The organism is Pseudomonas benzopyrenica (assembly GCF_036884265.1).
GTDB lineage: Bacteria > Pseudomonadota > Gammaproteobacteria > Pseudomonadales > Pseudomonadaceae > Chryseomonas > Chryseomonas benzopyrenica.
Genome location: NZ_CP145723.1, coordinates 447,501 through 472,703, shown reverse-complemented (window position 1 = coordinate 472,703; position 25,203 = coordinate 447,501). Strand labels below are relative to the sequence as shown.

The 25,203-nt window shown below is 61.8% G+C and carries 19 protein-coding genes, 2 tRNA genes, 2 rRNA genes and 1 other RNA gene (1 of these 24 cut by a window edge); 6 read left to right on the top strand and 18 right to left on the bottom strand.

Translation table 11 applies throughout. The features are described from left to right. The first annotated feature begins 55 nt into the window (after positions 1 to 55). Positions 56 to 367, top strand: coding sequence for a ribosome assembly RNA-binding protein YhbY (gene yhbY, locus V6W80_RS02230; RefSeq protein WP_184292338.1), 312 nt, complete (start codon positions 56 to 58; stop codon positions 365 to 367). Here the strand turns inward: yhbY and V6W80_RS02225 are convergent. From V6W80_RS02225 to grpE, 9 genes are all read right to left on the bottom strand, one after another. After that, positions 355 to 756 (bottom strand): hypothetical protein, encoded by a 402-nt coding sequence (locus tag V6W80_RS02225; RefSeq protein WP_017640629.1) that lies wholly within the window; start codon positions 754 to 756, stop codon positions 355 to 357. The genes yhbY and V6W80_RS02225 overlap by 13 nt on opposite strands. A 28-nt stretch (positions 757 to 784) precedes the next feature. After that, positions 785 to 1,261, bottom strand: a complete 477-nt coding sequence (gene greA, locus V6W80_RS02220) for a transcription elongation factor GreA (RefSeq protein WP_017640630.1) — start codon at positions 1,259 to 1,261, stop codon at positions 785 to 787. Beyond that, positions 1,258 to 4,479 (bottom strand): carbamoyl-phosphate synthase large subunit, encoded by a 3,222-nt coding sequence (carB, locus tag V6W80_RS02215; protein ID WP_184292340.1) that lies wholly within the window; start codon positions 4,477 to 4,479, stop codon positions 1,258 to 1,260. The genes greA and carB overlap by 4 nt, the downstream gene beginning before the upstream one ends. A gap of 21 nt (positions 4,480 to 4,500) precedes the next feature. Next, a complete protein-coding gene (gene leuE / locus V6W80_RS02210; protein WP_007162660.1) occupies positions 4,501 to 5,157 on the bottom strand; it encodes a leucine efflux protein LeuE in 657 nt (218 codons plus the stop codon). A 21-nt stretch (positions 5,158 to 5,178) separates the two neighbouring features. Further along, positions 5,179 to 6,315 (bottom strand): glutamine-hydrolyzing carbamoyl-phosphate synthase small subunit, encoded by a 1,137-nt coding sequence (gene carA, locus V6W80_RS02205; protein WP_017640632.1) that lies wholly within the window; start codon positions 6,313 to 6,315, stop codon positions 5,179 to 5,181. 176 nt (positions 6,316 to 6,491) lie between these two features. Further along, positions 6,492 to 7,298 (bottom strand): 4-hydroxy-tetrahydrodipicolinate reductase, encoded by an 807-nt coding sequence (gene dapB, locus V6W80_RS02200; RefSeq protein WP_160924574.1) that lies wholly within the window; start codon positions 7,296 to 7,298, stop codon positions 6,492 to 6,494. Positions 7,299 to 7,352: 54 nt separating this feature from the next. Then, positions 7,353 to 8,486, bottom strand: a complete 1,134-nt coding sequence (dnaJ, locus tag V6W80_RS02195; RefSeq protein ID WP_007162663.1) for a molecular chaperone DnaJ — start codon at positions 8,484 to 8,486, stop codon at positions 7,353 to 7,355. Between the two features lie 113 nt (positions 8,487 to 8,599). After that, the gene (gene dnaK / locus V6W80_RS02190) at positions 8,600 to 10,528 is read right to left on the bottom strand and encodes a molecular chaperone DnaK (RefSeq protein ID WP_017640634.1); all 1,929 of its coding nucleotides are present in this window, start codon (positions 10,526 to 10,528) and stop codon (positions 8,600 to 8,602) included. Between the two features lie 93 nt (positions 10,529 to 10,621). Further along, entirely contained in the window at positions 10,622 to 11,188 is a 567-nt protein-coding gene (gene grpE / locus V6W80_RS02185; protein WP_338545754.1) for a nucleotide exchange factor GrpE, read from the bottom strand. A 167-nt stretch (positions 11,189 to 11,355) separates the two neighbouring features. On the opposite strand from grpE, the gene recN reads away from it, so the two are divergent. After that, positions 11,356 to 13,023 carry a DNA repair protein RecN gene (gene recN, locus V6W80_RS02180; protein WP_017640636.1) on the top strand — a complete coding sequence of 556 codons (1,668 nt, stop codon included), beginning with the start codon at positions 11,356 to 11,358 and terminating at the stop codon, positions 13,021 to 13,023. 63 nt (positions 13,024 to 13,086) lie between these two features. Here the strand turns inward: recN and fur are convergent, their stop codons facing one another. Beyond that, on the bottom strand, positions 13,087 to 13,491 hold the full coding sequence (fur, locus tag V6W80_RS02175) for a ferric iron uptake transcriptional regulator (protein WP_007162667.1): 405 nt from the start codon (positions 13,489 to 13,491) through the stop codon (positions 13,087 to 13,089). Between the two features lie 94 nt (positions 13,492 to 13,585). Here fur and V6W80_RS02170 point away from each other — a divergent pair, with 94 nt between their 5' ends. Beyond that, on the top strand, positions 13,586 to 14,131 hold the full coding sequence (locus V6W80_RS02170) for an outer membrane protein assembly factor BamE (protein ID WP_338545753.1): 546 nt from the start codon (positions 13,586 to 13,588) through the stop codon (positions 14,129 to 14,131). Between the two features lie 7 nt (positions 14,132 to 14,138). Here V6W80_RS02170 and V6W80_RS02165 read toward each other — a convergent pair whose 3' ends face one another. Together V6W80_RS02165 and V6W80_RS02160 are read right to left on the bottom strand one after the other, a co-directional pair. Continuing rightward, positions 14,139 to 14,444 carry an RnfH family protein gene (locus V6W80_RS02165; RefSeq protein ID WP_160924575.1) on the bottom strand — a complete coding sequence of 102 codons (306 nt, stop codon included), beginning with the start codon at positions 14,442 to 14,444 and terminating at the stop codon, positions 14,139 to 14,141. Next, entirely contained in the window at positions 14,437 to 14,871 is a 435-nt protein-coding gene (locus tag V6W80_RS02160; RefSeq protein WP_017640639.1) for a type II toxin-antitoxin system RatA family toxin, read from the bottom strand. Before V6W80_RS02160 ends, V6W80_RS02165 begins: the two co-directional genes overlap by 8 nt. Before the next feature lie 172 nt (positions 14,872 to 15,043). Between V6W80_RS02160 and smpB the strand changes: the two genes are divergently transcribed. Continuing rightward, positions 15,044 to 15,520, top strand: coding sequence for an SsrA-binding protein SmpB (gene smpB / locus V6W80_RS02155; protein WP_007162671.1), 477 nt, complete (start codon positions 15,044 to 15,046; stop codon positions 15,518 to 15,520). An 81-nt stretch (positions 15,521 to 15,601) separates the two neighbouring features. Next, positions 15,602 to 15,954, top strand: a transfer-messenger RNA (tmRNA) gene (ssrA, locus tag V6W80_RS02150). 45 nt (positions 15,955 to 15,999) lie between these two features. On the opposite strand, the gene ssb is transcribed toward ssrA, so the two are convergent. Then, positions 16,000 to 16,569 carry a single-stranded DNA-binding protein gene (ssb, locus tag V6W80_RS02145; protein WP_184292344.1) on the bottom strand — a complete coding sequence of 190 codons (570 nt, stop codon included), beginning with the start codon at positions 16,567 to 16,569 and terminating at the stop codon, positions 16,000 to 16,002. Between the two features lie 25 nt (positions 16,570 to 16,594). Then, the gene (locus V6W80_RS02140; protein WP_184292346.1) at positions 16,595 to 17,983 is read right to left on the bottom strand and encodes an MFS transporter; all 1,389 of its coding nucleotides are present in this window, start codon (positions 17,981 to 17,983) and stop codon (positions 16,595 to 16,597) included. Between the two features lie 269 nt (positions 17,984 to 18,252). Between V6W80_RS02140 and uvrA the strand changes: the two genes are divergently transcribed. Then, positions 18,253 to 21,087, top strand: coding sequence for an excinuclease ABC subunit UvrA (gene uvrA, locus V6W80_RS02135; protein WP_338545752.1), 2,835 nt, complete (start codon positions 18,253 to 18,255; stop codon positions 21,085 to 21,087). A gap of 487 nt (positions 21,088 to 21,574) precedes the next feature. Here the strand turns inward: uvrA and rrf are convergent. The 4 genes from rrf to V6W80_RS02115 form a co-directional block, all read right to left on the bottom strand. Continuing rightward, positions 21,575 to 21,690, bottom strand: a 5S ribosomal RNA gene (rrf, locus tag V6W80_RS02130). Between the two features lie 160 nt (positions 21,691 to 21,850). Further along, a 23S ribosomal RNA gene (locus V6W80_RS02125) occupies positions 21,851 to 24,743 on the bottom strand. A gap of 305 nt (positions 24,744 to 25,048) precedes the next feature. After that, positions 25,049 to 25,124 (bottom strand) — tRNA-Ala (locus tag V6W80_RS02120). 6 nt (positions 25,125 to 25,130) lie between these two features. Next, positions 25,131 to 25,203 (bottom strand) — tRNA-Ile (locus V6W80_RS02115) (it continues 4 nt past the right edge of the window).

Sequence of the window (25,203 nt, the reverse complement as noted above, 5' to 3'; positions counted from 1 at the left end):
CTGGGCGGCACCGGGCAGCTGGGATAAACTGTTCGGCTTTTATCTGGGGTGAATTATGGCGCTCAACAACGAGCTTAAAAAGCGGTTCAAGGCGATCGGGCATCAACTCAAGCCGGTGGTCACCATCAGCGAGAACGGCCTGAGCGAAGGCGTGCTGGGCGAGCTCGACCGCGCACTGAACGATCATGAATTGATCAAGATCAAGCTGGCCATCACCGAGCGCGAAGACCGTCGCGCCCTGATCGATGAGCTGTGCGCGTCGAGCAAGGCCGAGCTGGTGCAGGTGATCGGCAAGATGGCGCTGATCTATCGCAAGGCTCGCGAGCAGAACCGCAACCTGTCCAATGTGGTGCGCTATACCGTCTGATTGCCCGGCGCGCGCCCGGGAACGGGCTGCAGCACCAGGATCAGACCGCAGAGCAGCAGGACCAGGTAGCCGGCCAGAGCGGTCGGCCCGACCCAGAAGCGCGCCAGTTCGTTCTGCAGCAGCACGGCGAGTGCGCTGGCCAGCAGCAGCTGGCCACGCAGGTCACGCCACAAGGCGCTTACACCCGCCCACCACACCAGCACCACGATCTGGGTAAAGACCCCACCGCCTGCGGCGCTGAGCATCATGCGCAGCAATTCTTCGCGCCCGGACTGGATCAGCAGGGGCGCCCAGCCCGCCTGGGCGAGCGCCACGGGGATGCACAGGTGCAGGGCAACCAGCGGGCCGACCCAGAACACCTGGGCCAGCTGCCAGGCTGCGGCGAGCAACCTGGCGAGCCAGCCGCCGGTGCGAGGATCAGAGGTGACGGACGGCGACAATTTCGTATTCGACATTGCCGCCCGGGGTCTTCACCAGCACCACGTCGCCTTCTTCCTTGCCGATCAGGGCACGGGCGATGGGCGAACCCACCGACAGCTTGCTCTGCTTGATGTCCGCCTCGTCGTCACCGACGATCTGGTAGGTCACCGTCTCGTCGGTTTCGGTGTTGGCGATCTCCACCGTGGTGCCGAAGATCACCTTGCCGGTGTGCGGCAGGGCGGCCACGTCGATCACCTGAGCATTCTGCAGGCGGCCTTCGATGTCGCGGATACGCGCCTCGACCATGCCCTGCTGTTCGCGAGCAGCGTGGTATTCGGCGTTCTCCTTAAGATCGCCCAGCTCGCGCGCCTCGGCGATGGCCTGGGTGATCTGCGGGCGCAGTTCGGTCTTGAGGTGCTTGAGCTCCTCTTCCAGGGCGCGAGCGCCCTGGACGGTCATCGGGTACTTGGTCATGCCTTCACTCCTGCATGCAGATCTTGCAGCCGGCGCACGGTCTTTTCGGCGCCGAATTTCAAAGCTTCGCAAATGGCCTGGCCGCCGGCAATGGTGGTAGTGCAGCAGAGCTTGTGCTGCAGGGCGTTGCGGCGGATCGAATAGGAATCGGCGATGGACTGCCGGCCTTCGGTGGTGTTGATGATCAGGGTGACTTCGTCGTTCTTGATCATGTCGACCACATGGGGGCGACCCTCGGTGACCTTGTTCACGCGACGCACCGGCAGACCGGCCGCCTCGATCACCCGCGCGGTACCGGCGGTGGCCACGACCTCGAAGCCGAGGCTGACCAGATCGCGAGCGACCTGCACGGCTTCGGGCTTGTCGTCGTCACGCACGCTGATGAAGGCGCAACCGGAGTTCGGCAGGATCTCGTTGGCACCCAACTGAGCCTTGGCGAAGGCTTCGCCGAAGCTGTCGCCGACCCCCATCACCTCGCCAGTGGACTTCATCTCCGGGCCGAGGATGGGGTCGACACCGGGGAACTTGTTGAAGGGGAACACCGCTTCCTTGACGCTGAAGAAGGGCGGGATGATCTCCTGGGTGAAGCCCACCTCGGCCAGGGTCTTGCCGGCCATGACCCGGGCGGCCACCTTGGCCAGGGATTCGCCGATGCACTTGGAGACGAAGGGCACGGTACGGGAGGCGCGCGGGTTGACCTCGATGACGTAGATGTCTTCGCCCTGCACGGCCATCTGCACGTTCATCAGACCGACCACGCCGAGTTCCAGGGCCATCTTCTTGACCTGCTCGCGGATCTCGTCCTGGATGTGCTTGGGCAGCGAATAGGGCGGCAGCGAGCAGGCGGAGTCGCCGGAGTGTACGCCGGCCTGTTCGATGTGCTGCATGATGGCGCCGATCACCACGGTCTTGCCGTCGCACACCGCATCCACGTCCACCTCGATGGCGCAGTTGAGGAAGTGGTCGAGCAGCACGGGGCTGTCGTTGGACACCTTCACCGCTTCGCGCATGTAGCGCTTGAGTTCTTCTTCCTGGTAGACGATCTCCATCGCCCGGCCGCCCAGCACGTAGGAGGGGCGCACCACCATCGGGTAGCCGATGTTCTTGGACAGGGCCAGGGCCTCGTCTTCGCTGCGCGCGGTGGCGTTGGCCGGCTGCCGCAGATTCAGGCGCTGGACCATCTGCTGGAAGCGCTCGCGGTCTTCGGCGCGGTCGATGGCGTCGGGGCTGGTGCCGATGATGGGCACGCCGGCCTCTTCCAGGGCACGGCAGAGCTTGAGCGGGGTCTGGCCGCCGTACTGGACGATGACGCCCTTGGGCTGCTCGACGCGAACGATCTCCAGCACGTCCTCCAGGGTCACCGGTTCGAAGAACAGGCGGTCTGAGGTGTCGTAGTCGGTGGAGACGGTTTCCGGGTTGCAGTTGACCATGATGGTCTCGTAGCCGTCTTCACGCATAGCCAGGGCCGCGTGCACGCAGCAGTAGTCGAACTCGATGCCCTGGCCGATGCGGTTGGGACCGCCGCCAAGGATCATGATCTTGTCGCGACCGCTGGGCTTGGCCTCGCACTCTTCCTCGTAGGTGGAGTAGAGGTAGGCAGTGTCGGTGGCGAATTCGGCAGCACAGGTGTCCACCCGCTTGTACACCGGCAGCACCTTGAGCTTGTGGCGATGGGCCCGCAGGTTCTTTTCGGTGACGCCGAGCAGCTTGGCCAGGCGTGCATCGGAGAAGCCCTTGCGCTTGAGCTTGCGCATCAGGTCGTAGTCGAGATCGGCCAGACCCAGGGTCTTGATGCGCTCTTCGTCCTTGATCAGGTCTTCGATCTGCACCAGGAACCAGGGATCGATACGGGTCAGTTCGAAGACCTTGTCCAGGCTATAGCCCTGACGGAAGGCATCGCCGATGTACCAGATGCGATCGGCGCCGGGCACGGTCAGCTCGCGCTTGAGGGTGCTGTCGGCCTCGGGATCGGCCGGATCCAGCTTGGGATCGAAGCCGACCACGCCGACTTCCAGACCGCGCAGGGCTTTCTGCAGGGATTCCTGGAAGGTACGGCCGATGGACATGACCTCGCCCACGGATTTCATCTGGGTGGTCAGACGGGCATCGGCTTTGGGGAATTTCTCGAAGGCGAAGCGCGGGATCTTGGTGACCACGTAGTCGATGGCCGGCTCGAAGGACGCCGGGGTACGCCCGCCGGTGATGTCGTTCTGCAGCTCGTCCAGGGTGTAGCCGACCGCCAGCTTGGCAGCGATCTTGGCGATGGGGAAGCCGGTGGCCTTGGAGGCCAGCGCCGAGGAACGCGACACCCGCGGATTCATCTCGATCACCACCATGCGCCCGGTGTCGGGGCAGATGCCGAACTGGACGTTGGAGCCGCCGGTCTCGACGCCGATCTCGCGCAGCACCGCCAGGGAAGCGTTGCGCAGGATCTGGTATTCCTTGTCGGTCAGGGTCTGGGCCGGAGCCACGGTGATGGAGTCACCGGTGTGCACGCCCATGGGATCGAAGTTCTCGATGGAGCAGACGATGATGCAGTTGTCCTTCTTGTCGCGGACCACCTCCATCTCGTATTCCTTCCAGCCGATCAGGGATTCGTCGATCAGCAGCTCGTTGGTCGGCGACAGGTCCAGACCGCGGTTGCAGATTTCCTCGAACTCTTCGCGGTTGTAGGCGATGCCGCCGCCGGTGCCGCCCATGGTGAAGCTTGGCCGGATGATGCAGGGGAAGCCGACCTTCTCCAGGACGCCGTAGGCTTCTTCCATGCTGTGGGCGATGCCGGAGACCGGGCAGGCCAGGCCGATGTCCTTCATGGCCTTGTCGAAGCGCGAGCGATCCTCGGCCTTGTCGATGGTGTCGGCGTTGGCACCGATCATCTCGACGCCGAACTTCTCCAGCACGCCATGACGCTCCAGGTCCAGGGCGCAGTTCAGCGCGGTCTGGCCACCCATGGTCGGCAACAGGGCGTCGGGACGCTCTTTCTCGATGATCTTGGCCACCGTCGCCCACTTGATCGGCTCGATGTAGGTGGCATCGGCCATGGAGGGGTCGGTCATGATGGTGGCCGGGTTGGAGTTCACCAGGATGACGCGGAAGCCTTCCTCGCGCAGGGCCTTGCAGGCCTGGGCGCCGGAATAGTCGAACTCGCAGGCCTGGCCGATGACGATGGGGCCGGCTCCGAGGATCAGGATGCTCTTGATGTCTGTACGCTTAGGCATGGGCTTCTCGAATGCAGGTAATCAGGTCAGGGTCGCGGTGGCCAACTTCACACCGAACCCTACGAACAGGGCGCCGACGCCACCGGTGGCGCCCGCGCTGAGGCGACGCCGCTGACGGAACCAGGCCGCCAGGCGAACGCCGCAGAAAATCAGGAACGACAGGTAGCAGAAGCTGATCGCTTCCAGTACCGCGCCCAGCACCAGGAAGGACAGCGCCGGATGGGCGTAACCGGGGTCCACGAACTGGATGAAGAAGGAGACGAAGAACAGGATCGCCTTCGGATTCGACAGACTCAGCAGCAGCGCCTTGCGGAACGGCTGGTGGACGTCTTCGCGCAGCGTCGCCTCGGCCTGGCCCTGGGCCGGACTGCGCCAGGACTTGAGTCCGCCGCGCAACATGCCCCAGCCAAGGTAGAACAGGTAGGCCGCGCCCAGGTACTTGAGGATCTGGAAGAACAGCGGCTCGGCCTTGAGCAGCGACGCGACGCCCAGGGCCGAGAGCAACATCAGCACGGCATCACCCAGGAACACGGCCGAGGCCGCCTGGTAACCGCTGCGGATGCCGCGCTGGGCGCTGGTAGCAAGCACGAAGAAGGAATTGGGGCCAGGCAACAGGATGACGAACAGGGTCCCGACCACATAGGTCCAGAAGTCGATGACACCCAGATTCGCCAGCATGAGCCTTACCCTCCTCTCGTCTTAGCGGCGCGCGGCCATGGCCTGGATGAACTTGTCGAACAGCGGTGCCACGTCGTGCGGACCAGGGCTCGCCTCGGGGTGACCCTGGAAGCTGAAGGCGACCTTGTCGGTACGCTCGATGCCCTGCAGGGTGCCGTCGAACAGCGACTTGTGGGTGGCCCGCACATTGGCCGGCAGACTAGCCTCGTCCACAGCGAAGCCGTGGTTCTGGCTGGTGATCATCACCACGCCGCTGTCGAGATCCTGCACCGGATGGTTGGCGCCGTGGTGACCGTTGGGCATCTTCACCGTCTTGGCGCCGGAAGCCAGGGCCAGCAGCTGGTGGCCCAGGCAGATGCCGAACACCGGGATCTCGGTTTCCAGAACGTCCTGGATCGCCTTGATGGCGTAGTCGCAGGGCTCGGGATCGCCCGGGCCGTTGGCCAGGAAGATGCCATCGGGTTGCAGCGCCAGGGCTTCGCTGGCCGGGGTCTGGGCCGGCAGCACGGTGATGCGGCAGCCGCGAGCCACCAGCATGCGCAGGATGTTCAGCTTGACGCCGTAGTCGAAGGCCACCACGTGGTAGGGCAGTTGCTCGGCCGGGATCTCGGCGTGACTGTCGGTTTCCAGCGACCAGACGCTGGAGCGCCACTCGTAGCGCTCCTTGACGCTGACTTCCTTGGCCAGGTCCATGCCCTTGAGGCCGGGGAAGGCGCGGGCCAGTTCCAGGGCGCGCTCTTCGGTGGCGTCTTCGCCAGTGAGGATGCAGCCGTCCTGAGCGCCCTTCTCGCGGAGGATGCGGGTCAGGCGACGGGTGTCGATGCCGGCAATGGCGATGGTGCCGTTTTCCTTGAGATAGTCCGGCAGCGATTGCTTGTTGCGCCAGTTGCTGGCCAGCAGCGGCAGATCACGGATGATCAGCCCGGCGGCCCAGACCTGGGCGGCCTCACCATCCTGCGGCGTGGTGCCGGTGTTGCCGATGTGCGGATAGGTCAGGGTGACGATCTGCTTCGCATAGGAAGGATCGGTCAGGATTTCCTGGTAGCCGGTCATGGCGGTGTTGAACACCACTTCGCCGACCGTGTGGCCGTCGGCACCGATGGATTCACCGCGAAAGATGCTGCCATCGGCAAGTGCGAGTATGGCTGGCTTAGTCAAGAAGACCTCCGAAAATCAAGCCTTGGCGGGCAAACGCAGGGTGCAAAAAAACGGGATGACATCTCGAAGAGTCATCCCGTTTTAATGTTGTGATTTCATTCTGCGCTAGCTTTTAGTGGATACACTAAAGCTGCATTGTACACGAAATGATCACGCCTTGCACCCCCACGAGTGGGTCAGCGCAACTCCAACACGTCCTGCATGTCATATAGCGCCGGCTGTTTTTCCTTGAGCCAGAGCGCCGCGCGCACCGCGCCCTTGGCGAAGGTCATGCGACTGGAGGCCTTGTGGGTGATCTCGACCCGCTCGCCTTCGCTGGCGAACAGCACCGTGTGATCGCCCACCACGTCGCCAGCGCGGACGGTGGCGAAGCCGATGGTCTGGCGATCACGGGCGCCGGTCTGGCCTTCGCGGCCATAGACGGCGACTTCTTCCAGATCGCGACCCAGTGCCTGGGCGACGACCTCGCCCATGCGCAGCGCGGTACCCGAGGGTGCATCGACCTTGTGTCTGTGGTGCGCCTCGATGATCTCGATATCGACCTCGTCACCCAGCACGCGGGCAGCGGTATCCAGCAGCTTGAGGCAGAGATTGACGCCGACGCTGAAGTTGGCGGCGAAGACGATGGGGATTTCCTTGCTGGCTTCCAGCAGGGTCAGCTTCTGCTCGGCGGTGAAGCCGGTGGTGCCGATCACCATGGCCTTCTTCGCCTTGCGGCAGAGCGCCAGATTCTGCAGGGTCACGTTGGGATGGGTGAAGTCGATGACGACATCGAAATCATCCAGCACCCGCGCCAGGTCACCGGACAGCATCACCCCGTTACGGCCGATGCCGGCGAGTTCGCCCGCGTCGGCGCCCACCAGGCTGCTCTCGGGACGATCCACCGCCGCAGTCAGGCCGGCAGCGCCCTGGGTCTGCTGGACCGCTTCGATCAGGGTCTTGCCCATGCGCCCCGCGGCGCCCATTACAGCTATACGTCGCATCATCAGCTCCAGGCTGCTGGCCGGGCGCCGCCTCGCGACGACGCCCCTGCCGGTTTAGAGGTCGTCGAAGAAGCGCTTCATGCCGTCGAACCAGCCGCTGGCCCGGGGCGAATGGGAGCTGTCGCTCTGCAAGGTGTTGCGGAATTCCTCGAGCAGCTCGCGCTGGCGCCGGCTCAGGTTGACCGGGGTTTCCACCACCACCTTGCACATCAGGTCGCCGGCGCCACCGCCACGCACGGGCGTCACGCCCTTGCCACGCAGGCGGAACATCTTGCCGGTCTGGGTGCCCTCGGGGATCTTCAGCTTGACGCGGCCATCCAGGGTCGGCACTTCCAGCTCGCCACCCAGGGCGGCATCGGTGAAGTTGATCGGCACCTCGCAATAGAGATGCTTGCCGTCGCGCTGGAAGATCGAGTGCTCGCGCACATTGACCACCACGTAGAGGTCGCCGCTGGGGCCACCCAGGGTCCCGGCCTCGCCTTCGCCGGTCAGGCGGATGCGGTCGCCGGTGTCGACGCCCGCCGGCACCTTGACCGACAGGGTCTTCTGCTCTTCCACGCGGCCCTGACCATGACAGGCGTTGCAGGGCTCGGGAATGATCTTGCCGCTGCCGTGGCAGCGCGGGCAGGTCTGCTGCACCGAGAAGAAGCCCTGCTGCATGCGCACCTGGCCGATACCGCCGCAGGTGGGGCAAGTGGACGCCGAGGTACCCGGCTTGGCGCCATTGCCGTCGCAGACCTTGCACTCGACCAGGGTGGGCACGCGAATGGTGACCGTGGTCCCGCGCACCGCCTCTTCCAGATCCAGGTCCAGGGTGTAGCGCAGGTCGGCGCCGCGCTGCGGACCGCCACGACCACCGGCGCCACCACGACCGCCGAAGAAGTCACTGAAGACGTCGCCGAAGATGTCGGAGAAGCTCGCGCCACCGGCCGCACCACCGAAACCACCGCCGCCCATGCTCGGATCGACGCCAGCATGGCCGTACTGGTCGTAGGCCGAGCGCTTGCCCGCATCGGACAGCACTTCGTAGGCCTCGGCGGCCTCCTTGAACTGCTCCTCGGCAGCCGCGTCCCCCGGATTGCGATCCGGGTGGTATTTCATCGCCAGGCGTCGGTAGGCCTTCTTGAGCTCGGCTTCGCTAGCGCCGCGCTCGACCCCGAGCACCTCATAGTAATCACGTTTGGCCATAGACTTTCTGCACCTTAAATTTTCTCACCCTCCAGACACGCCAACGCGGGAGCAGGCTCCCGCGTAGCGGATCCGACGGGCACGAAGCCCGTCAGGTGCGGTAAGCACGGGGCTTACTTGTTGTCCTTCACTTCCTCGAACTCGGCATCGACCACGTCGTCGCCGGGCTTCTTGGCCTCACCGTCCGCCTTGGCCGAGGCGCCTTCGGCACCAGCGGCAGCGCCCTGCTCGGAGTAGAGCTTCTGGGCCAGCGGCGCGGAGGCTTGAGACAGGGCATTCATCTTGGCTTCGATGGCGTCCTTGTCGTCACCGCGCACGGCGACTTCCAGCTCGCCAATGGCCTTCTCGATGGTGCTCTTCTCTTCGGCCGTGGCCTTGTCGCCTGCCTCGGTCAGCATCTTGCGGGTGCCGTGCACCAGGGCATCACCCTGGTTGCGGGCCGCGGCCAGCTCTTCGAACTTGCGATCCTCGTCGGCATTGGCCTCGGCGTCACGCACCATCTGCTGAATCTCGTCCTCGGACAGACCGGAGGACGCCTTGATGACGATGGACTGCTGCTTGCCGGTGGCCTTGTCCTTGGCGGACACGTTGAGGATACCGTTGGCGTCGATGTCGAAGGTCACCTCGATCTGCGGCACGCCACGGGGCGCCGGCGGGATCTCGGCCAGGTCGAACTTGCCCAGCGACTTGTTCTGCGCGGCCTGCTTGCGCTCGCCCTGCAGCACGTGGATGGTCACGGCGCCCTGGTTGTCGTCGGCGGTGGAGAACACCTGCGACTTCTTGGTCGGGATGGTGGTGTTCTTCTCGATCAGCGCGGTCATCACGCCACCCATGGTCTCGATGCCCAGGGTCAGCGGAGTCACGTCCAGCAGCAGCACGTCCTTGACGTCACCGGCCAGCACGGCGCCCTGGATGGCCGCACCAATGGCGACGGCTTCGTCCGGGTTGACGTCCTTGCGCGCTTCCTTGCCGAAGAAGTCGGCCACACGCTTCTGCACCAGCGGCATGCGGGTCTGACCACCCACCAGAATGACCTCGTGGATGTCGGAGACGTCCAGGCCGGAGTCCTTCAGGGCAGTACGGCACGGCTCGATAGTGCGCTCGACCAGCTCTTCCACCAGGGACTCCAGCTTGGCGCGGGAGACCTTGACGTTCAGGTGCTTGGGACCGCTGGCATCGGCGGTGATGTACGGCAGGTTGACGTCGGTCTGGGTAGCCGAGGACAACTCGATCTTGGCCTTCTCGGCAGCTTCCTTAAGGCGCTGCATGGCCAGCGGGTCACCCTTAAGGTTCATGCCGCTTTCTTTCTTGAATTCCTCGACGAGGTAGTCGATCAGGCGGATGTCGAAGTCTTCGCCACCCAGGAAGGTGTCGCCATTGGTGGCCAGCACCTCGAACTGATGCTCACCATCGACCTCGGCGATCTCGATGACCGACACGTCGAAGGTACCGCCGCCCAGGTCATAGACGATCACGGTGTGGTCGCCCTTAGCCTTGTCCAGGCCATAGGCCAGAGCCGCCGCGGTGGGCTCGTTGATGATGCGCTTGACGTCCAGACCAGCGATGCGACCGGCATCCTTGGTGGCCTGGCGCTGGCTGTCGTTGAAGTAGGCCGGTACGGTGATGACCGCTTCGGTCACGGCCTCGCCCAGGTAGTCCTCGGCGGTCTTCTTCATCTTTTTCAGGACTTCGGCGGACACCTGCGGCGGCGCCATCTTCTGGCCCTTGGCCTCGACCCAGGCGTCACCGTTGTCGGCCTTGACGATCTTGTAGGGGACCATCTCGATGTCTTTCTGCACGACGTTTTCTTCATAACGCCGACCGATCAGGCGCTTGACCGCGTACAGGGTGTTCTGCGGATTGGTCACCGCCTGGCGCTTGGCCGGCTGGCCAACCAGGGTCTCGCCATCGTTGGTGTAGGCGATGATGGACGGCGTGGTGCGGGTGCCTTCGGCGTTTTCCAATACCTTGACGTTGCCGTTTTCGAGGATCGCGACGCAGGAGTTGGTCGTCCCCAGGTCGATACCGATGATCTTGCCCATGTAGTCTTCTCCAGAAATCTCAGATTCCGCGCGGCCCGCTCAGGGGGCCTTTGATGTTCGCTTGCCTACCAGATGGGGCCGAGCGAAAGAATTTCAAGCCTTTTCGTCAATGCTCGGCTGCTGCGCTGCAGGGGCCTTGCTGACTACCACCATCGCCGGCCGCAGCAGGCGACCATTGAGCAGATAGCCCTTTTGAAACACCTTGAGCACGCTGCCCGGCTCGGCGGTGGCGCTCTCCTCCATGGCCATGGCCTGGTGGTGTTCGGGATTGAAGGGCGCGCCGTGGGGATCGACGGCCTCGACCTGATAGCGCTTGAGGGTGTCCTGCAGCATCTTCAGGGTCAGTTCCATGCCTTCGCGCATGGGCTTCAAGGTCTCGTCGGTGGCGTTGGACAGCTCCAGGCCCCGCTCCAGGCTGTCGAGCACGGGCAACAGATCGCCAGCGAATTTCTCCAGCGCGAATTTGTGCGCCTTCTCCACGTCCTGCTCAGCGCGACGACGCACGTTCTGTAGCTCGGCGACGCTGCGCAGCGACTGATCCTGGGCTGCGGCGAGTTGCTCTTCGAGCGTGGTGATGCGGGCGGCGACGTCCTCGTGCTGGACGTCACCCTGGGCCGCGGCCTCGTGCTCGGGGTTCTGGGAGTTCTGTTCGTCGGCCATGGGAGTCCTCCTGTGATATTGCCGGTGGGCGCGCCCTCTAATGGACGATGCCTTGATCGATGGCGCCTATATGGGGCCGCCGGCCGGCGCTTCAAGAGCTGTATGGATTGCCAGTGCCCAAGCGGCACTGTATAAACAACCAGAAAACCGCTTTCGGAGATCGTCGCATGCTGGTGCATCTGTCCGTCCGCAACTACGCCATCGTCGAACACCTCGACCTCGACCTCGAGCGCGGCATGACCGTGATTACCGGCGAAACCGGCGCCGGCAAGTCCATCATGCTCGACGCCCTCGGCCTCACCCTGGGCGATCGCGCCGACAGCGACGCGGTCAGACCCGGCGCCGACAAGGCCGATGTGCTGGCCAGCTTCGATACCACCGATATCCCCGAGGCGCGTCAATGGCTTGCCGAGCGCGACCTGGAACAGGACGGTCCCTGCCTGCTGCGCCGCGTCATCACCCGCGAGGGACGCTCGCGTGGCTATATCAATGGCTCGCCCTGCCCGCTGGCTGATCTCAAGACCCTCGGCGGCCTGCTGATCGACATTCACAACCAGCATGAGCACCAGTCGCTGCTCGGCCTCGACACCCATCGCCGCCTGCTGGACGAGTACGCCGGCGCAGGCGAACTGGTCCGTCAGGTGCAGCTCGCCGCCCAACGCTGGCGCCAGGTGCGCCAGACCCTGGAGCGTCTTACCCGCAATGGCGACGAGCAACGCGCCCGTCATCAGCTGCTCAGCTATCAACTCGAAGAACTCGACAACCTCGCCCTGGCCGAAGGCGAGTTGCAGGCGCTCGAACAGGAGCAGAGCGATCTGGCGAGTGCCGAGCACATCCTGCTGGCCTGCCGCCAGGCCATGGACCTCTGTACCGAAAACGAGCAGGGCAACGCCCTGTCGGCACTCAATGCCAGCGTGGCACGCCTGACCGCCTTCGACCGCCCGCCGGCGCAGATCCAGGAAGCCAGCAACCTGCTCGCCTCGGCCCAGATCCAGATCGAGGAGGCGATGAACGAACTCAATCGCTTCGTCGATCACTTCGAAGCCGACCCGGAGCGCCAGCAGGCCGTCCAGGAGCGCCTCGACAGCGTCTACAGCCTGGCCCGCAAGCATCGGGTCCAGCCCGAAGCCCTGCTGGAGCTGCACGAACAACTGCGCAACGAACTGCAATCCTTGGACGCCGACGACGTCGCCCTGGAGCGTCTGCAGGAAGAACTGGCGGCCTTCGAGCGCCACTACCAGGAGAAGGCCGGCGAACTGAGTCGTTTGCGCGAGCAGCGGGCGCCGGAGCTCGCTGCCGCGGTCGAAACCGAGATGCAGCGCCTGGGGATGCCGGGGGGCCGCTTCAGCATTACCCTCACGCCAGGCAGCACCGGTGAGCCCCAACCGCTGGGCAACGAAGGCGTCGAATTCCGCGTCAGCGCCAACCCGGGCCAACCCCTGCGCCCGCTGGCCAAGGTCGCCTCCGGTGGCGAGCTGTCACGGATCAGCCTGGCCATCCAGGTCATCACCGCCCAGACCTCACGCACGCCCACGCTGGTATTCGACGAGGTAGACGTAGGTATCGGTGGTCCGACCGCCGAGGTGGTCGGCCAACTGCTGCGGCAGCTGGGCGAGCGCGGCCAGGTGCTGACGGTGACCCACCTGCCCCAGGTGGCGGCCCAGGGCCATCAGCACCTGTTCGTGCACAAGGAGCGCGGCACCGACGAGACGCGCACGGCGGTGGCCAAGCTGGACCGCGCACGGCGCGTGGAAGAGGTGGCGCGCATGCTGGGCGGAGTCGACCTGACCCGCGAATCCCTCGCCCATGCCCGCAAACTGGTGGTCAGCCGCTAGAAGCAGGCTACCAACAGATATGAAAAAGGCGACCTCTGAGTCGCCTTTTTCATATCTGGATCTTCACTTGCGCTGACGGATGTACAGCACCAGATTGTGATCGACCAGCTCGAAACCATGCTCTTCGACGATCTCGCGTTGACGCTTTTCGATCGAGGCATCGGTGAACTCGATGACTTCGCCGGTATCCACATCCACCATGTGATCGTGATGGCCGGTGTCGGCCAGCTCGAATACGGCATGACCGCCATCGAAATTGTGGCGCACCACCAGACCGGCCGCTTCGAACTGGGTGAGAACCCGATAGACCGTTGCCAGCCCCACGTCCTCGCCCGCTTCCATCAGCGCCTTGTAAACGTCTTCAGCGCTCATGTGGCGCTGCTCGGTGGTATCCAGCATCTGCAATATCTTGACGCGCGGCAGGGTCACTTTCAGACCCGCTTTGCGGAGTTCGTTGTTCTCTACCATGCTCTTTCTCGGTGCCGAGTGCTTTCGCAGCCCTCGGGAATACGGGTATGATCGGTGCTTCGTTGCCCAGCAAGATAGTGGAAGTCTCCCACCGATGCAAAACCTCAAGCAAACGCTGACCGGGCTCTCTCTGATGGGCCTAGCCATGCTCGCCGGCTGCTCTCTGCCGGGGGTTTACAAGATCGACATCCAGCAGGGCAACGTCGTCACCCAGGACATGATAGACCAGTTGCGCCCCGGAATGACCCGACAACAAGTCCGGTTTATCATGGGTTCGCCGCTGATCCAGGACACCTTCCATCCCAATCGCTGGGACTATCTGTACAGCCTGCAGGCCGCCGGCGGTCAGCGGAAACAGGAGCGTGTCAGCCTGGTGTTCAATGGCGAAAACCAGCTGAGTGGTCTGGCTGGCGATTTCATGCCCGGTACCAGCCGTGAACAGCAGATCATGGGTACCGATAGCGGCACTACCGTGGATCCCACTGCGCCAGCGGCGCCAGCGCAACCCACTGCCCCTGCAGCAGCGCCGGAAACGCCAGCCGTGCCCGGTTCGACCGAAGACAGCATCCAGAAGGAAATCGACAGCGCGCGGCCAGCCGCCGTACCGACTCCCGAACGCATTCGTACCGACGGCCAGTGATCCCTAGCTAGAGGCCAGCCTTCAACCTGGCCTCTTCCGCACGTCGCTTGCGACTTTCCTTTGGATCCGCGAGCAACGGGCGATAGATCTCCACGCGGTCCCCCTCTGCCAGTCTTCGCTCACCCGGCTTGACGACCAGCTTGCCAAAGATACCGACCCGATAGCCCTCGCGCTGCTCGGGTGGCAGCTGTTCCAGCAACCCCGACGCCAACACCGCCTGCTCGACAGTGGCACCCTCCTCCACCTGCAGACTCAGCAGCCATTGCCGTTCTGGTAGTGCCAGCGCTACTTCGATGGCGAAGCACTCAGCCATAGAGGGCTCGAGCACGCTGGCAGAAGGCATCCACCATAGTATTGGCCGCTTGATTGAACAGCGGCCCCAGGGTCGCGCGCACGATGGCGCTGTCGTATTCGAAGGACAGATCCAGCGAGATCTTGCAGGCCTTGTCCCCCAGCGCCTTGAAGGACCAGACGCCATGCAGCTGCTTGAAGGGACCTTTTTCCAGATCCATGGTGATGGATTCGTCCGGCACCAGGGTATTGCGGGTCGTGAACTGCTGGCTCAGGCCACCCTTGGCTACGGTGAGACCGGCGCGCATCAGGCCTTCGTCCTGCTCCAGGATCTGGGCGGACGAGCACCAGGGTAGGAACTCCGGATAACGGTCCACGTCATTGACCAGCGCATAGAGCGCCGAAGCAGGATAGGGCAGCAACGCCGAACGTTGGATGTGCGTGCTCATCGGAACCTCGTAGAATAGCGAATTCGGTGTCGGACCTTGAATTTGAGGGCGGCGCACGCAATTTACTCCCGCATCAGCCTGCCGCAGTCCAGAACCGCGGTATTGTCCGTGTTTGCTCATACCCGCTCAAGCGCGTGGCGACATTTCCCCCGACTCGCTGTACCCTGGAATCATGGCCAAGCAAAAGAAAGTCTCCCCCGGCAGCATCGCGCAGAACAAAAAGGCGCTACACGAATACTTCGTCGACACCCGCTTTGAAGCAGGTGTTTCCCTGGCAGGTTGGGAGGTCAAGAGCCTGAGAGCCGGCAAGGCACAGCTGACCGACAGCTATGTGCTGCTCAAGGACGGTGAAGCCTGGCTGCTGGGCAGCCACATCACCCCGCTGCAGACCGCCAGTACGCACGTCATCGCCGATCCGACCCGGACCCGCAAGTTGCTGCTCAACAAGCGCGAGCTGGGCAAGCTGTTTGGCGCGGTGCAGCAGAAGGGCTACGCCTGCGTCGCCCTGTCGCTCTACTGGAAGAAGCACCTGGTCAAGTGCGAGATCGCGCTGGCCAAGGGCAAGAAGGAGTTCGACAAGCGCGCCACCGAGCGCGAGCGCGATTCCGACCGCGAGATCCAAAGGGCCATCCGCAAGGACGCCAAATAGCCAAGCGGCCGAAAAACGTTTCGTCAGCAATGACTTGCGTCGGACGGCCGGAATTCCTATAGTGAACGACCAGCAAGTTTTGGGGGCGATTAGGATTCGACGCCGGTAACGAAACTTGAGGGGCATGCCGAGCTGGTAGCAGAACTCGTAAATTCGCTGCTGCAAACTTATAGTTGCCAACGACGACAACTACGCTCTAGCTGCTTAACGCGGCTAGCAGTCGCTAGGGGATGCCTGTAAACCCGAAACGACTGTCAGATAGAACAGGATCGCCGCCAAGTTCGCTGTAGACGTAACGGCTAAAACTTATACAGCTCGCCCAAAGCACCCTGCCCGTCGGGCCGCAATGGGTTAACTCAGTAGACAGGGCTAAGCATGTAGAACCGATAGCGGAGAGCTGGCGGACGGGGGTTCAAATCCCCCCGCCTCCACCAAAAAGAAAGGGCAGCCACTGGCTGCCCTTTTTCTTTGCCCGTCGTTTAGAACGGGATGTCGTCGTCGAAGCTGTCGTAGTCCTGCTGAGTCGGTTGCTGCTGCGGACGAGACTGCGGCTGCTGCTGGGGCCGGCTGTTGCCGCTGCCGCCATTACCACCGTTGCCACCGTTGTCATACTGCGGGGCCGACTGCTGCGGACGGGGAGCACGCTGTTGCTGGGGCGCCGGCGCGCTCTGGTTGTATTCATCGTTGCCACCGGCATTGCCACCGCGACCACCCAGCAACTGCATGTTGCCATTGATATCGACCACGATTTCGGTGGTGTAGCGATCCTGACCGTCCTGCCCCTGCCACTTGCGGGTACGCAGAGTGCCCTCGACATAGACCTGGGAGCCCTTGCGGATGTACTCGCCGGCGATCTCGGCGAGGCGACCGAAGAACACCACCCGGTGCCACTCGGTACGATCCTGCTGCTGGCCGGTCTGCTTGTCCTTCCAGCTCTCGCTGGTGGCCAGGGTGACATTGGTCACCGCATTGCCATTGGGCATGTAACGGGTTTCGGGATCGGCGCCGGCGTTGCCGACGAGGATGACTTTATTGACGCCACGGGCCATATGAATCTCCTGATAAGGCTGTCGATCAAGCGGCGACTGGCGTTTGGCTAACCAGTCGCTCCAATTGCGCCCGATCGACGATTTTAGTATCGATCTTGATGTAGACGGCCTGTTCTTCCGCCACCACTACCGCATCGGTCACTCCGGCCAGGGCCAACAGGCGTCCGACCAATCCCTGGTCGTTGACTAGCACGGGCGTAACCGGCAAACGCAGACTGGTGACATAGGGCGGTTCCCGCATCGTACCAGCTACCACCGCCCATCCCAGGCAAAGCGCCGCACAACCCAGGAAGACGGTGGAGAGGCCACCATGCTGGAACAGCCAGCCACCGAGGATACCGCCCAAAGCGGAACCAAGGAACTGACTGGTGGAATAGATCCCCATGGCGGTGCCCTTGCCACCGGCCGGGGCCACCTTGCTCACCAGCGACGGTAGCGAGGCTTCCAGCAGGTTGAAGGCGGTAAAGAACACCACGATGCCGATGACCAGGGCCACCAGGCTGTTGCTGAAGAAAAAGAAGTACAGCTCGCACAGCACCAGCACACTGATGGCGCCTACCAGCACACGCTTCATGCGCCGCTTCTTTTCACCATAGATGATGAAGGGAACCATGGCGAAAAAGCCGACCACCAGCGCCGTAAGGTACACCCACCAGTGTTCTTCCTTGGGCAGGCCGGCATGGTCGGCCAGGGCCAGCGGCAGGACGACGAAACTGGCCATCAACACCGCATGTAGCGCGAGGATGCCGAAGTCCAGCCGCAACAGATCGCGATTGCGCAGGGTCGCGCCCAGCGCCTGACGCGCCAGGTTCGACTCCCGGTGGGCGAAGGGCGAGGCCTGGTGCGGGACCAGGAACAGCACGATCAGCAAACCGACCAGCGCCAGTCCGCAGGTGGCCCAGAACAGCCCTGCAAGACCATAGGCACGGGTCAGCAGGGGGCCAGCCACCATTGCCACGGCAAAGGACACCCCGATACTCATACCGATCGTGGCCATGGCCTTGGTACGGTGCTGCTCGCGGGTTTGGTCCGACAACAGCGCCATGATGGCGGCCGAAATGGCGCCGCCACCCTGCACGATACGTCCGGCGATGACGCCCCAGATGGAATGGGCATTGGCAGCGATGGCGGCACCAAGGGCGAACACCAGCAGTCCACCAATGATGATGGGGCGCCGGCCGATGCGATCGGACAGCGTCCCCAGGGGAATTTGCAGGACCGCCTGGGTCAAACCATAGGCACCTATGGCCAGGCCAATCAGCGCCGGGGTGGCATCCGCCAACTCCTGACCATAGGTCGCCAGGACCGGGAGCACCATGAACATACCGAGCATACGAAAGGCGAAGACCAGAGCCAGCCCAAAGGCGGCACGGCGTTCGACGCCGTTCATGGCTTCACTGCGCTTGTCGAGCATTGATAATCCTCTCGTCGGCGACAGGCTTTTACGTCGCCACACAGCTTTAAAACAGTCGTGACAATGACCATTTAGGGAGGAAGCGGTGAAGATAGCCGAGCGCTCGTCCGAACGTTCCCGACCGCCAGGATCACGAACGCCCGATCACCGCTGTCGGGCCACTAATTTTACCAGCCTTACCCCCTCTCTCACAGGCGCGGCAGATAGCCGCAGCCTGGGAAGAGACCTCTTTTCTATTGAAGCGTCGCCAAAACGAGGCAGAAGTCTACGTGGATAAAATCCTCATCCGTGGGGCCCGCACCCATAATCTGAAGAACATCGACCTTACCCTTCCCCGGGACAAGCTCATCGTCATCACTGGGCTGTCCGGCTCCGGCAAATCCTCGCTGGCCTTCGACACCCTCTATGCCGAAGGCCAGCGCCGCTACGTGGAATCCCTGTCGGCCTATGCCCGGCAATTCCTGTCGATGATGGAAAAGCCCGATGTGGACACCATCGAAGGCCTGTCGCCGGCGATCTCCATCGAGCAGAAGTCCACCTCGCACAATCCACGCTCCACCGTGGGCACCATCACCGAGATCTACGACTACCTACGCCTGCTCTATGCCCGCGTCGGTATGCCCCGCTGCCCGGAGCATGACGTGCCCCTGGAAGCCCAGACCGTCAGCCAGATGGTCGATCAGGTCCTGGCCATGCCGGAAGGTGAGCGACTGATGCTGCTCGCCCCCATCGTGCGCGAGCGCAAGGGCGAACATCTCTCGGTATTCGAGGAATTGCGCGCCCAGGGCTTCGTCCGCGTCCGCGTCAATGGCCGCCTGCACGAGATGGACGAACTGCCCAAGCTCGACAAGCAGAAGAAGCACACCATCGAGGTGGTGGTGGATCGCTTCAAGGTGCGCGAAGACCTCCAGCAGCGCCTGGCAGAGTCCTTCGAAACGGCCCTGAAGCTTGCCGACGACATCGCCATCATCGCGCCCATGGAAGGTGAAAAGGGCGAGGAGATCGTCTTTTCCGCGCGCTTCGCTTGTCCGATCTGCGGCTTTTCCATCGGTGAGCTGGAACCCAAGCTGTTTTCCTTCAACAACCCCGCCGGGGCCTGCCCAACCTGCGACGGCCTGGGCGTGAAGCAATTCTTCGACGCCCGCCGGGTGGTCAACGAGGAACTGAGCCTCAGTGAGGGCGCCATTCGCGGCTGGGACCGGCGCAATGTCTATTATTTCCAGATGCTCGGTTCGCTGGCGAGTCACTATGGCTTCAGTCTGGACGAGCCCTTCAAGAGTCTCGAAGACAAGCATCGCAAGGCGGTCCTCAGCGGCTCCGGTCGCGAGAGCGTCAACTTCCGCTACCTCAATGATCGTGGCGACATCGTCAAGCGTGCCCATCCGTTCGAAGGCATCCTGCCGAATCTGGAGCGGCGTTATCGCGAGACCGAATCCCAGAGCGTGCGCGAAGAACTGGCCAAGTACCTCAGTACCCAGCATTGCCCCGACTGCAATGGCACCCGCCTGCGGCGCGAAGCTCGGCATGTCTGGGTCGGCGACAAGACCCTGCCGGCGGTCACCCGCCTGCCAGTGGGCGATGCCACCCAGTACTTCCAGGATCTAGCCCTCAAGGGCCAGCGGCAACAGATCGCCGACAAGATCCTCAAGGAAATCCGCGAGCGTCTGCAGTTCCTGGTCAACGTCGGGCTGGACTACCTGACCCTGGATCGCAGTGCCGATACCCTGTCCGGCGGTGAAGCCCAGCGTATCCGCCTGGCCAGCCAGATCGGCGCGGGCCTGGTGGGCGTGATGTACATTCTCGACGAGCCCTCCATCGGCCTGCACCAGCGCGACAACGAGCGCCTACTAGGCACCCTGACTCACCTGCGCGACCTGGGCAACACGGTCATCGTCGTCGAGCACGACGAGGACGCCATCCGCCTGGCGGACTATGTCATCGACATAGGTCCGGGCGCTGGCATCCATGGTGGTCAGATCATCGCAGAAGGAACCCCGGACCAGGTCATGCAGCACCCCGACTCTGTGACCGGTCAGTACCTGTCGGGCCGCAAGAAGATCGTGGTGCCTGCCAAGCGTACCCCGCGGGACAAGAAGAAGCTGCTGAAGCTCAAGGGTGCCCGCGGCAACAACCTGCAGAACGTCAATCTGGAGATTCCCGTTGGCCTGCTGACCTGCGTGACCGGGGTATCGGGCTCCGGCAAGTCGACGCTGATCAACAATACGTTGTTCCCCTTGACCGCCACGGCGCTCAATGGCGCGACGACCCTGGAGGTCGCGGCCCACGACAGCTTCGACGGCATGCAGCACCTGGACAAGGTGGTCGACATCGACCAGAGCCCCATAGGCCGGACACCACGCTCCAACCCGGCGACCTATACCGGGCTCTTCACCCCCATCCGCGAGCTGTTCTCCGGCGTCCCGGAGTCCCGCTCCCGCGGCTACACCCCAGGGCGCTTCTCCTTCAACGTCAAGGGCGGCCGTTGTGAGGCCTGCCAGGGCGATGGCGTGATCAAGGTGGAGATGCACTTCCTGCCGGACGTCTACGTCGCCTGCGATGTCTGCAAGGGCAAGAGATACAACCGTGAGACCCTGGAGGTGAAGTACAAGGGCAAGACCATCACTGAGGTCCTGGACATGACCATCGAAGAGGCCCATGCCTTCTTCGAATCCATCCCAGCCCTGGCGCGCAAGCTGCAGACACTGATGGATGTGGGTCTGTCCTATATCCGCCTCGGCCAGAGTGCAACAACGCTGTCAGGCGGTGAGGCCCAGCGCGTGAAGCTGGCCAGGGAGCTGTCCAAGCGCGATACCGGCAAGACGCTGTACATTCTCGACGAGCCCACCACCGGGCTGCACTTCGCCGATATCCAGCAATTGCTGGACGTACTGCATCGCCTGCGGGATCACGGCAACACCGTGGTGGTGATCGAGCACAACCTCGATGTCATCAAGACCGCTGACTGGCTGGTGGATCTGGGCCCGGAAGGCGGTTCCAAGGGTGGTCAGATCATCGCAACGGGTACACCCGAGGAGGTTGCGGCCAACAAGAAGTCCTATACCGGCCACTTCCTCAAGCCCTTGCTGGAACGTGATCGGGAGTAGTCCCGAGTATCGACCAGAACGCAAAAAGCCCGGCACATGCCGGGCTTTTTATTGCTCTGTCTTTGTAGGTTGGGCTGAGCCTAGCGAAGCCCAACATTCGGAAGCCAACCTCGCCCCGTCAACGCTCCGCCGCCGCTCGCTCGATCCCTGCAGCAGACCTGATCGTTGGGCTTCGCTGCGCTCAGCGCCAACCTACACCGGTTCCTTCGCTTCAAACACGACAGCCCGGCGTAGCCGGGCTGTCGGTGCTCTTGCAGACCTCAAGCCGCACCTGATCCAGCAAGCACAGCTCAAGCCTCAGCCACTCCGCTCACGTCCCCTCTCCCCCGGGAGAGGGCTAGGGTGAGGGCAACCTCAGCCGCATGACTGCCCGGCTTCCGCTGGCAGGGCTATCGGCCCAAATGCCTTGGCGTCCAGCCAAACTTTTCCTGCCCCAAAGACAACACCCCCGCCAGAGTGATCTGAGCGGGGGTGCTGGGTGTTAGGCGCTTGACGATGACCTACTCTCACATGGGGAAACCCCACACTACCATCGGCGATGCATCGTTTCACTTCTGAGTTCGGGAAGGGATCAGGTGGTTCCAATGCTCTATGTTCGTCAAGCAATTCGGTTGGCTGGCCAGGCGTTGAAGCTTACCTGGCTAGCCCAATTGGGTCGGTGATCGAAGTAGACAACTCGTCTTGGGTCTTGCGAACCCACGCGCCCGTTTTCGGCGTCGTCTTCCTCACGCTCTGACCTGCGGTCAGATTGTTTGGGTGTTATATGGTCAAGCCTCACGGGCAATTAGTATCGGTTAGCTCAACGCCTCACAGCGCTTACACACCCGACCTATCAACGTCGTAGTCTTCGACGGCCCTTCAGGAAGCTCAAGGCTCCAGTGAGATCTCATCTTGAGGCAAGTTTCCCGCTTAGATGCTTTCAGCGGTTATCTCTTCCGAACATAGCTACCCGGCAATGCCACTGGCGTGACAACCGGAACACCAGAGGTTCGTCCACTCCGGTCCTCTCGTACTAGGAGCAGCCCCTCTCAAATCTCAAACGTCCACGGCAGATAGGGACCGAACTGTCTCACGACGTTCTAAACCCAGCTCGCGTACCACTTTAAATGGCGAACAGCCATACCCTTGGGACCGGCTTCAGCCCCAGGATGTGATGAGCCGACATCGAGGTGCCAAACACCGCCGTCGATATGAACTCTTGGGCGGTATCAGCCTGTTATCCCCGGAGTACCTTTTATCCGTTGAGCGATGGCCCTTCCATACAGAACCACCGGATCACTAAGACCTACTTTCGTACCTGCTCGACGTGTCTGTCTCGCAGTCAAGCGCGCTTTTGCCTTTATACTCTACGACCGATTTCCGACCGGTCTGAGCGCACCTTCGTACTCCTCCGTTACTCTTTAGGAGGAGACCGCCCCAGTCAAACTGCCCACCATACACTGTCCTCGATCCGGATAACGGACCAGAGTTAGAACCTCAAGGTTGCCAGGGTGGTATTTCAAGGATGGCTCCACGCAGACTGGCGTCCACGCTTCAAAGCCTCCCACCTATCCTACACAAGCAAGCTCAAAGTCCAGTGCAAAGCTACAGTAAAGGTTCACGGGGTCTTTCCGTCTAGCCGCGGATACACTGCATCTTCACAGCGATTTCAATTTCACTGAGTCTCGGGTGGAGACAGCGCCGCCATCGTTACGCCATTCGTGCAGGTCGGAACTTACCCGACAAGGAATTTCGCTACCTTAGGACCGTTATAGTTACGGCCGCCGTTTACCGGGGCTTCGATCAAGAGCTTCGCTTGCGCTAACCCCATCAATTAACCTTCCGGCACCGGGCAGGCGTCACACCCTATACGTCCACTTTCGTGTTTGCAGAGTGCTGTGTTTTTAATAAACAGTCGCAGCGGCCTGGTATCTTCGACCGGCATGAGCTTACGGGGTAAACCCTTCACCCTCACCGGCGCACCTTCTCCCGAAGTTACGGTGCCATTTTGCCTAGTTCCTTCACCCGAGTTCTCTCAAGCGCCTTGGTATTCTCTACCCGACCACCTGTGTCGGTTTGGGGTACGGTTCCTAGTTACCTGAAGCTTAGAGGCTTTTCCTGGAAGCATGGCATCAACCACTTCTCCTTCTAAAAGAAGGATCGTCATCAGCTCTCGGCCTTGACCGTCCGGATTTACCTAAACAGTCAGCCTACCACCTTAAACTTGGACAACCAACGCCAAGCTGGCCTAGCCTTCTCCGTCCCCCCATCGCAGTAACTAGAAGTACGGGAATATTAACCCGTTTCCCATCGACTACGCCTTTCAGCCTCGCCTTAGGGACCGACTCACCCTGCGTCGATTAACGTTGCGCAGGAACCCTTGGTCTTTCGGCGTGCGAGTTTTTCACTCGCATTGTCGTTACTCATGTCAGCATTCGCACTTCTGATACCTCCAGCAAGCTTCTCAACTCACCTTCACAGGCTTACAGAACGCTCCTCTACCGCATCACCAGAGGTGATACCCGTAGCTTCGGTGCCTGGTTTGAGCCCCGTTACATCTTCCGCGCAGGCCGACTCGACTAGTGAGCTATTACGCTTTCTTTAAAGGGTGGCTGCTTCTAAGCCAACCTCCTAGCTGTCTAAGCCTTCCCACATCGTTTACCACTTAACCAGGACTTTGGGACCTTAGCTGACGGTCTGGGTTGTTTCCCTTTTCACGACGGACGTTAGCACCCGCCGTGTGTCTCCCATGCTCGGCACTTCTGGGTATTCGGAGTTTGCATCGGTTTGGTAAGTCGGGATGACCCCCTAGCCGAAACAGTGCTCTACCCCCCAGAGTGATACATGAGGCGCTACCTAAATAGCTTTCGAGGAGAACCAGCTATCTCCGAGCTTGATTAGCCTTTCACTCCGATCCACAAGTCATCCCCTGCCTTTTCAACGGAAGTGGGTTCGGTCCTCCAGTCAGTGTTACCTAACCTTCAACCTGCTCATGGATAGATCGCCCGGTTTCGGGTCTATTCCCAGCGACTAAACGCCCTATTAAGACTCGCTTTCGCTACGCCTCCCCTATTCGGTTAAGCTCGCCACTGAAAATAAGTCGCTGACCCATTATACAAAAGGTACGCAGTCACCCAACAAAGTGGGCTCCCACTGCTTGTACGCATACGGTTTCAGGTTCTATTTCACTCCCCTCTCCGGGGTTCTTTTCGCCTTTCCCTCACGGTACTGGTTCACTATCGGTCAGTCAGGAGTATTTAGCCTTGGAGGATGGTCCCCCCATATTCAGACAGGGTTTCTCGTGCCCCGTCCTACTCGATTTCATTGATAAGAGCGTTTCGCGTACAGGGCTATCACCCACTATGGCCGCACTTTCCAGAGCGTTCCGCTACTCTCAAATCAACTTAAGGGCTGGTCCCCGTTCGCTCGCCACTACTAAGGGAATCTCGGTTGATTTCTTTTCCTCAGGGTACTTAGATGTTTCAGTTCCCCTGGTTCGCCTCTTAACCCTATGGATTCAGGTTAAGATACCTAGCTTATGCTAGGTGGGTTCCCCCATTCAGAGATCTCCGGGTCACAGGTCATTTGCCACCTCACCGAAGCTTATCGCAGGCTATCACGTCTTTCATCGCCTCTGACTGCCAAGGCATCCACCGTATGCGCTTCTTCACTTGACCATATAACCCCAAGCAATCTCGCCGGCGTCACAAGGACGCTACCGATCTGCAGGGCGTTAAATGAGTGAAGACGACATTTCGCCGAAAACTTGCGCTTGAGTTCGCAAGATTTTACCTTGACGACACTAACTGCCAGTGAAAACAGTTAATGCAGTCTACTTCTATCACTTTCCCAATTTTTTAAAGAACAGTTCTGATCAAAGACCAGAAGTCAGCATTTGCATCCTTCTCATTACCTGGCGGTAGGGAGAAGTCAAAGACTCACTTCTGAGCTTTCAAGCAATCGCGTTAGCGGTAGGTGGAGATGGTGGAGCCAAGGAGGATCGAACTCCTGACCTCCTGCGTGCAAGGCAGGCGCTCTCCCAGCTGAGCTATGGCCCCATCGATTGGTGGGTCTGGGCAGATTCGAACTGCCGACCTCACCCTTATCAGGGGTGCGCTCTAACCAACTGAGCTACAG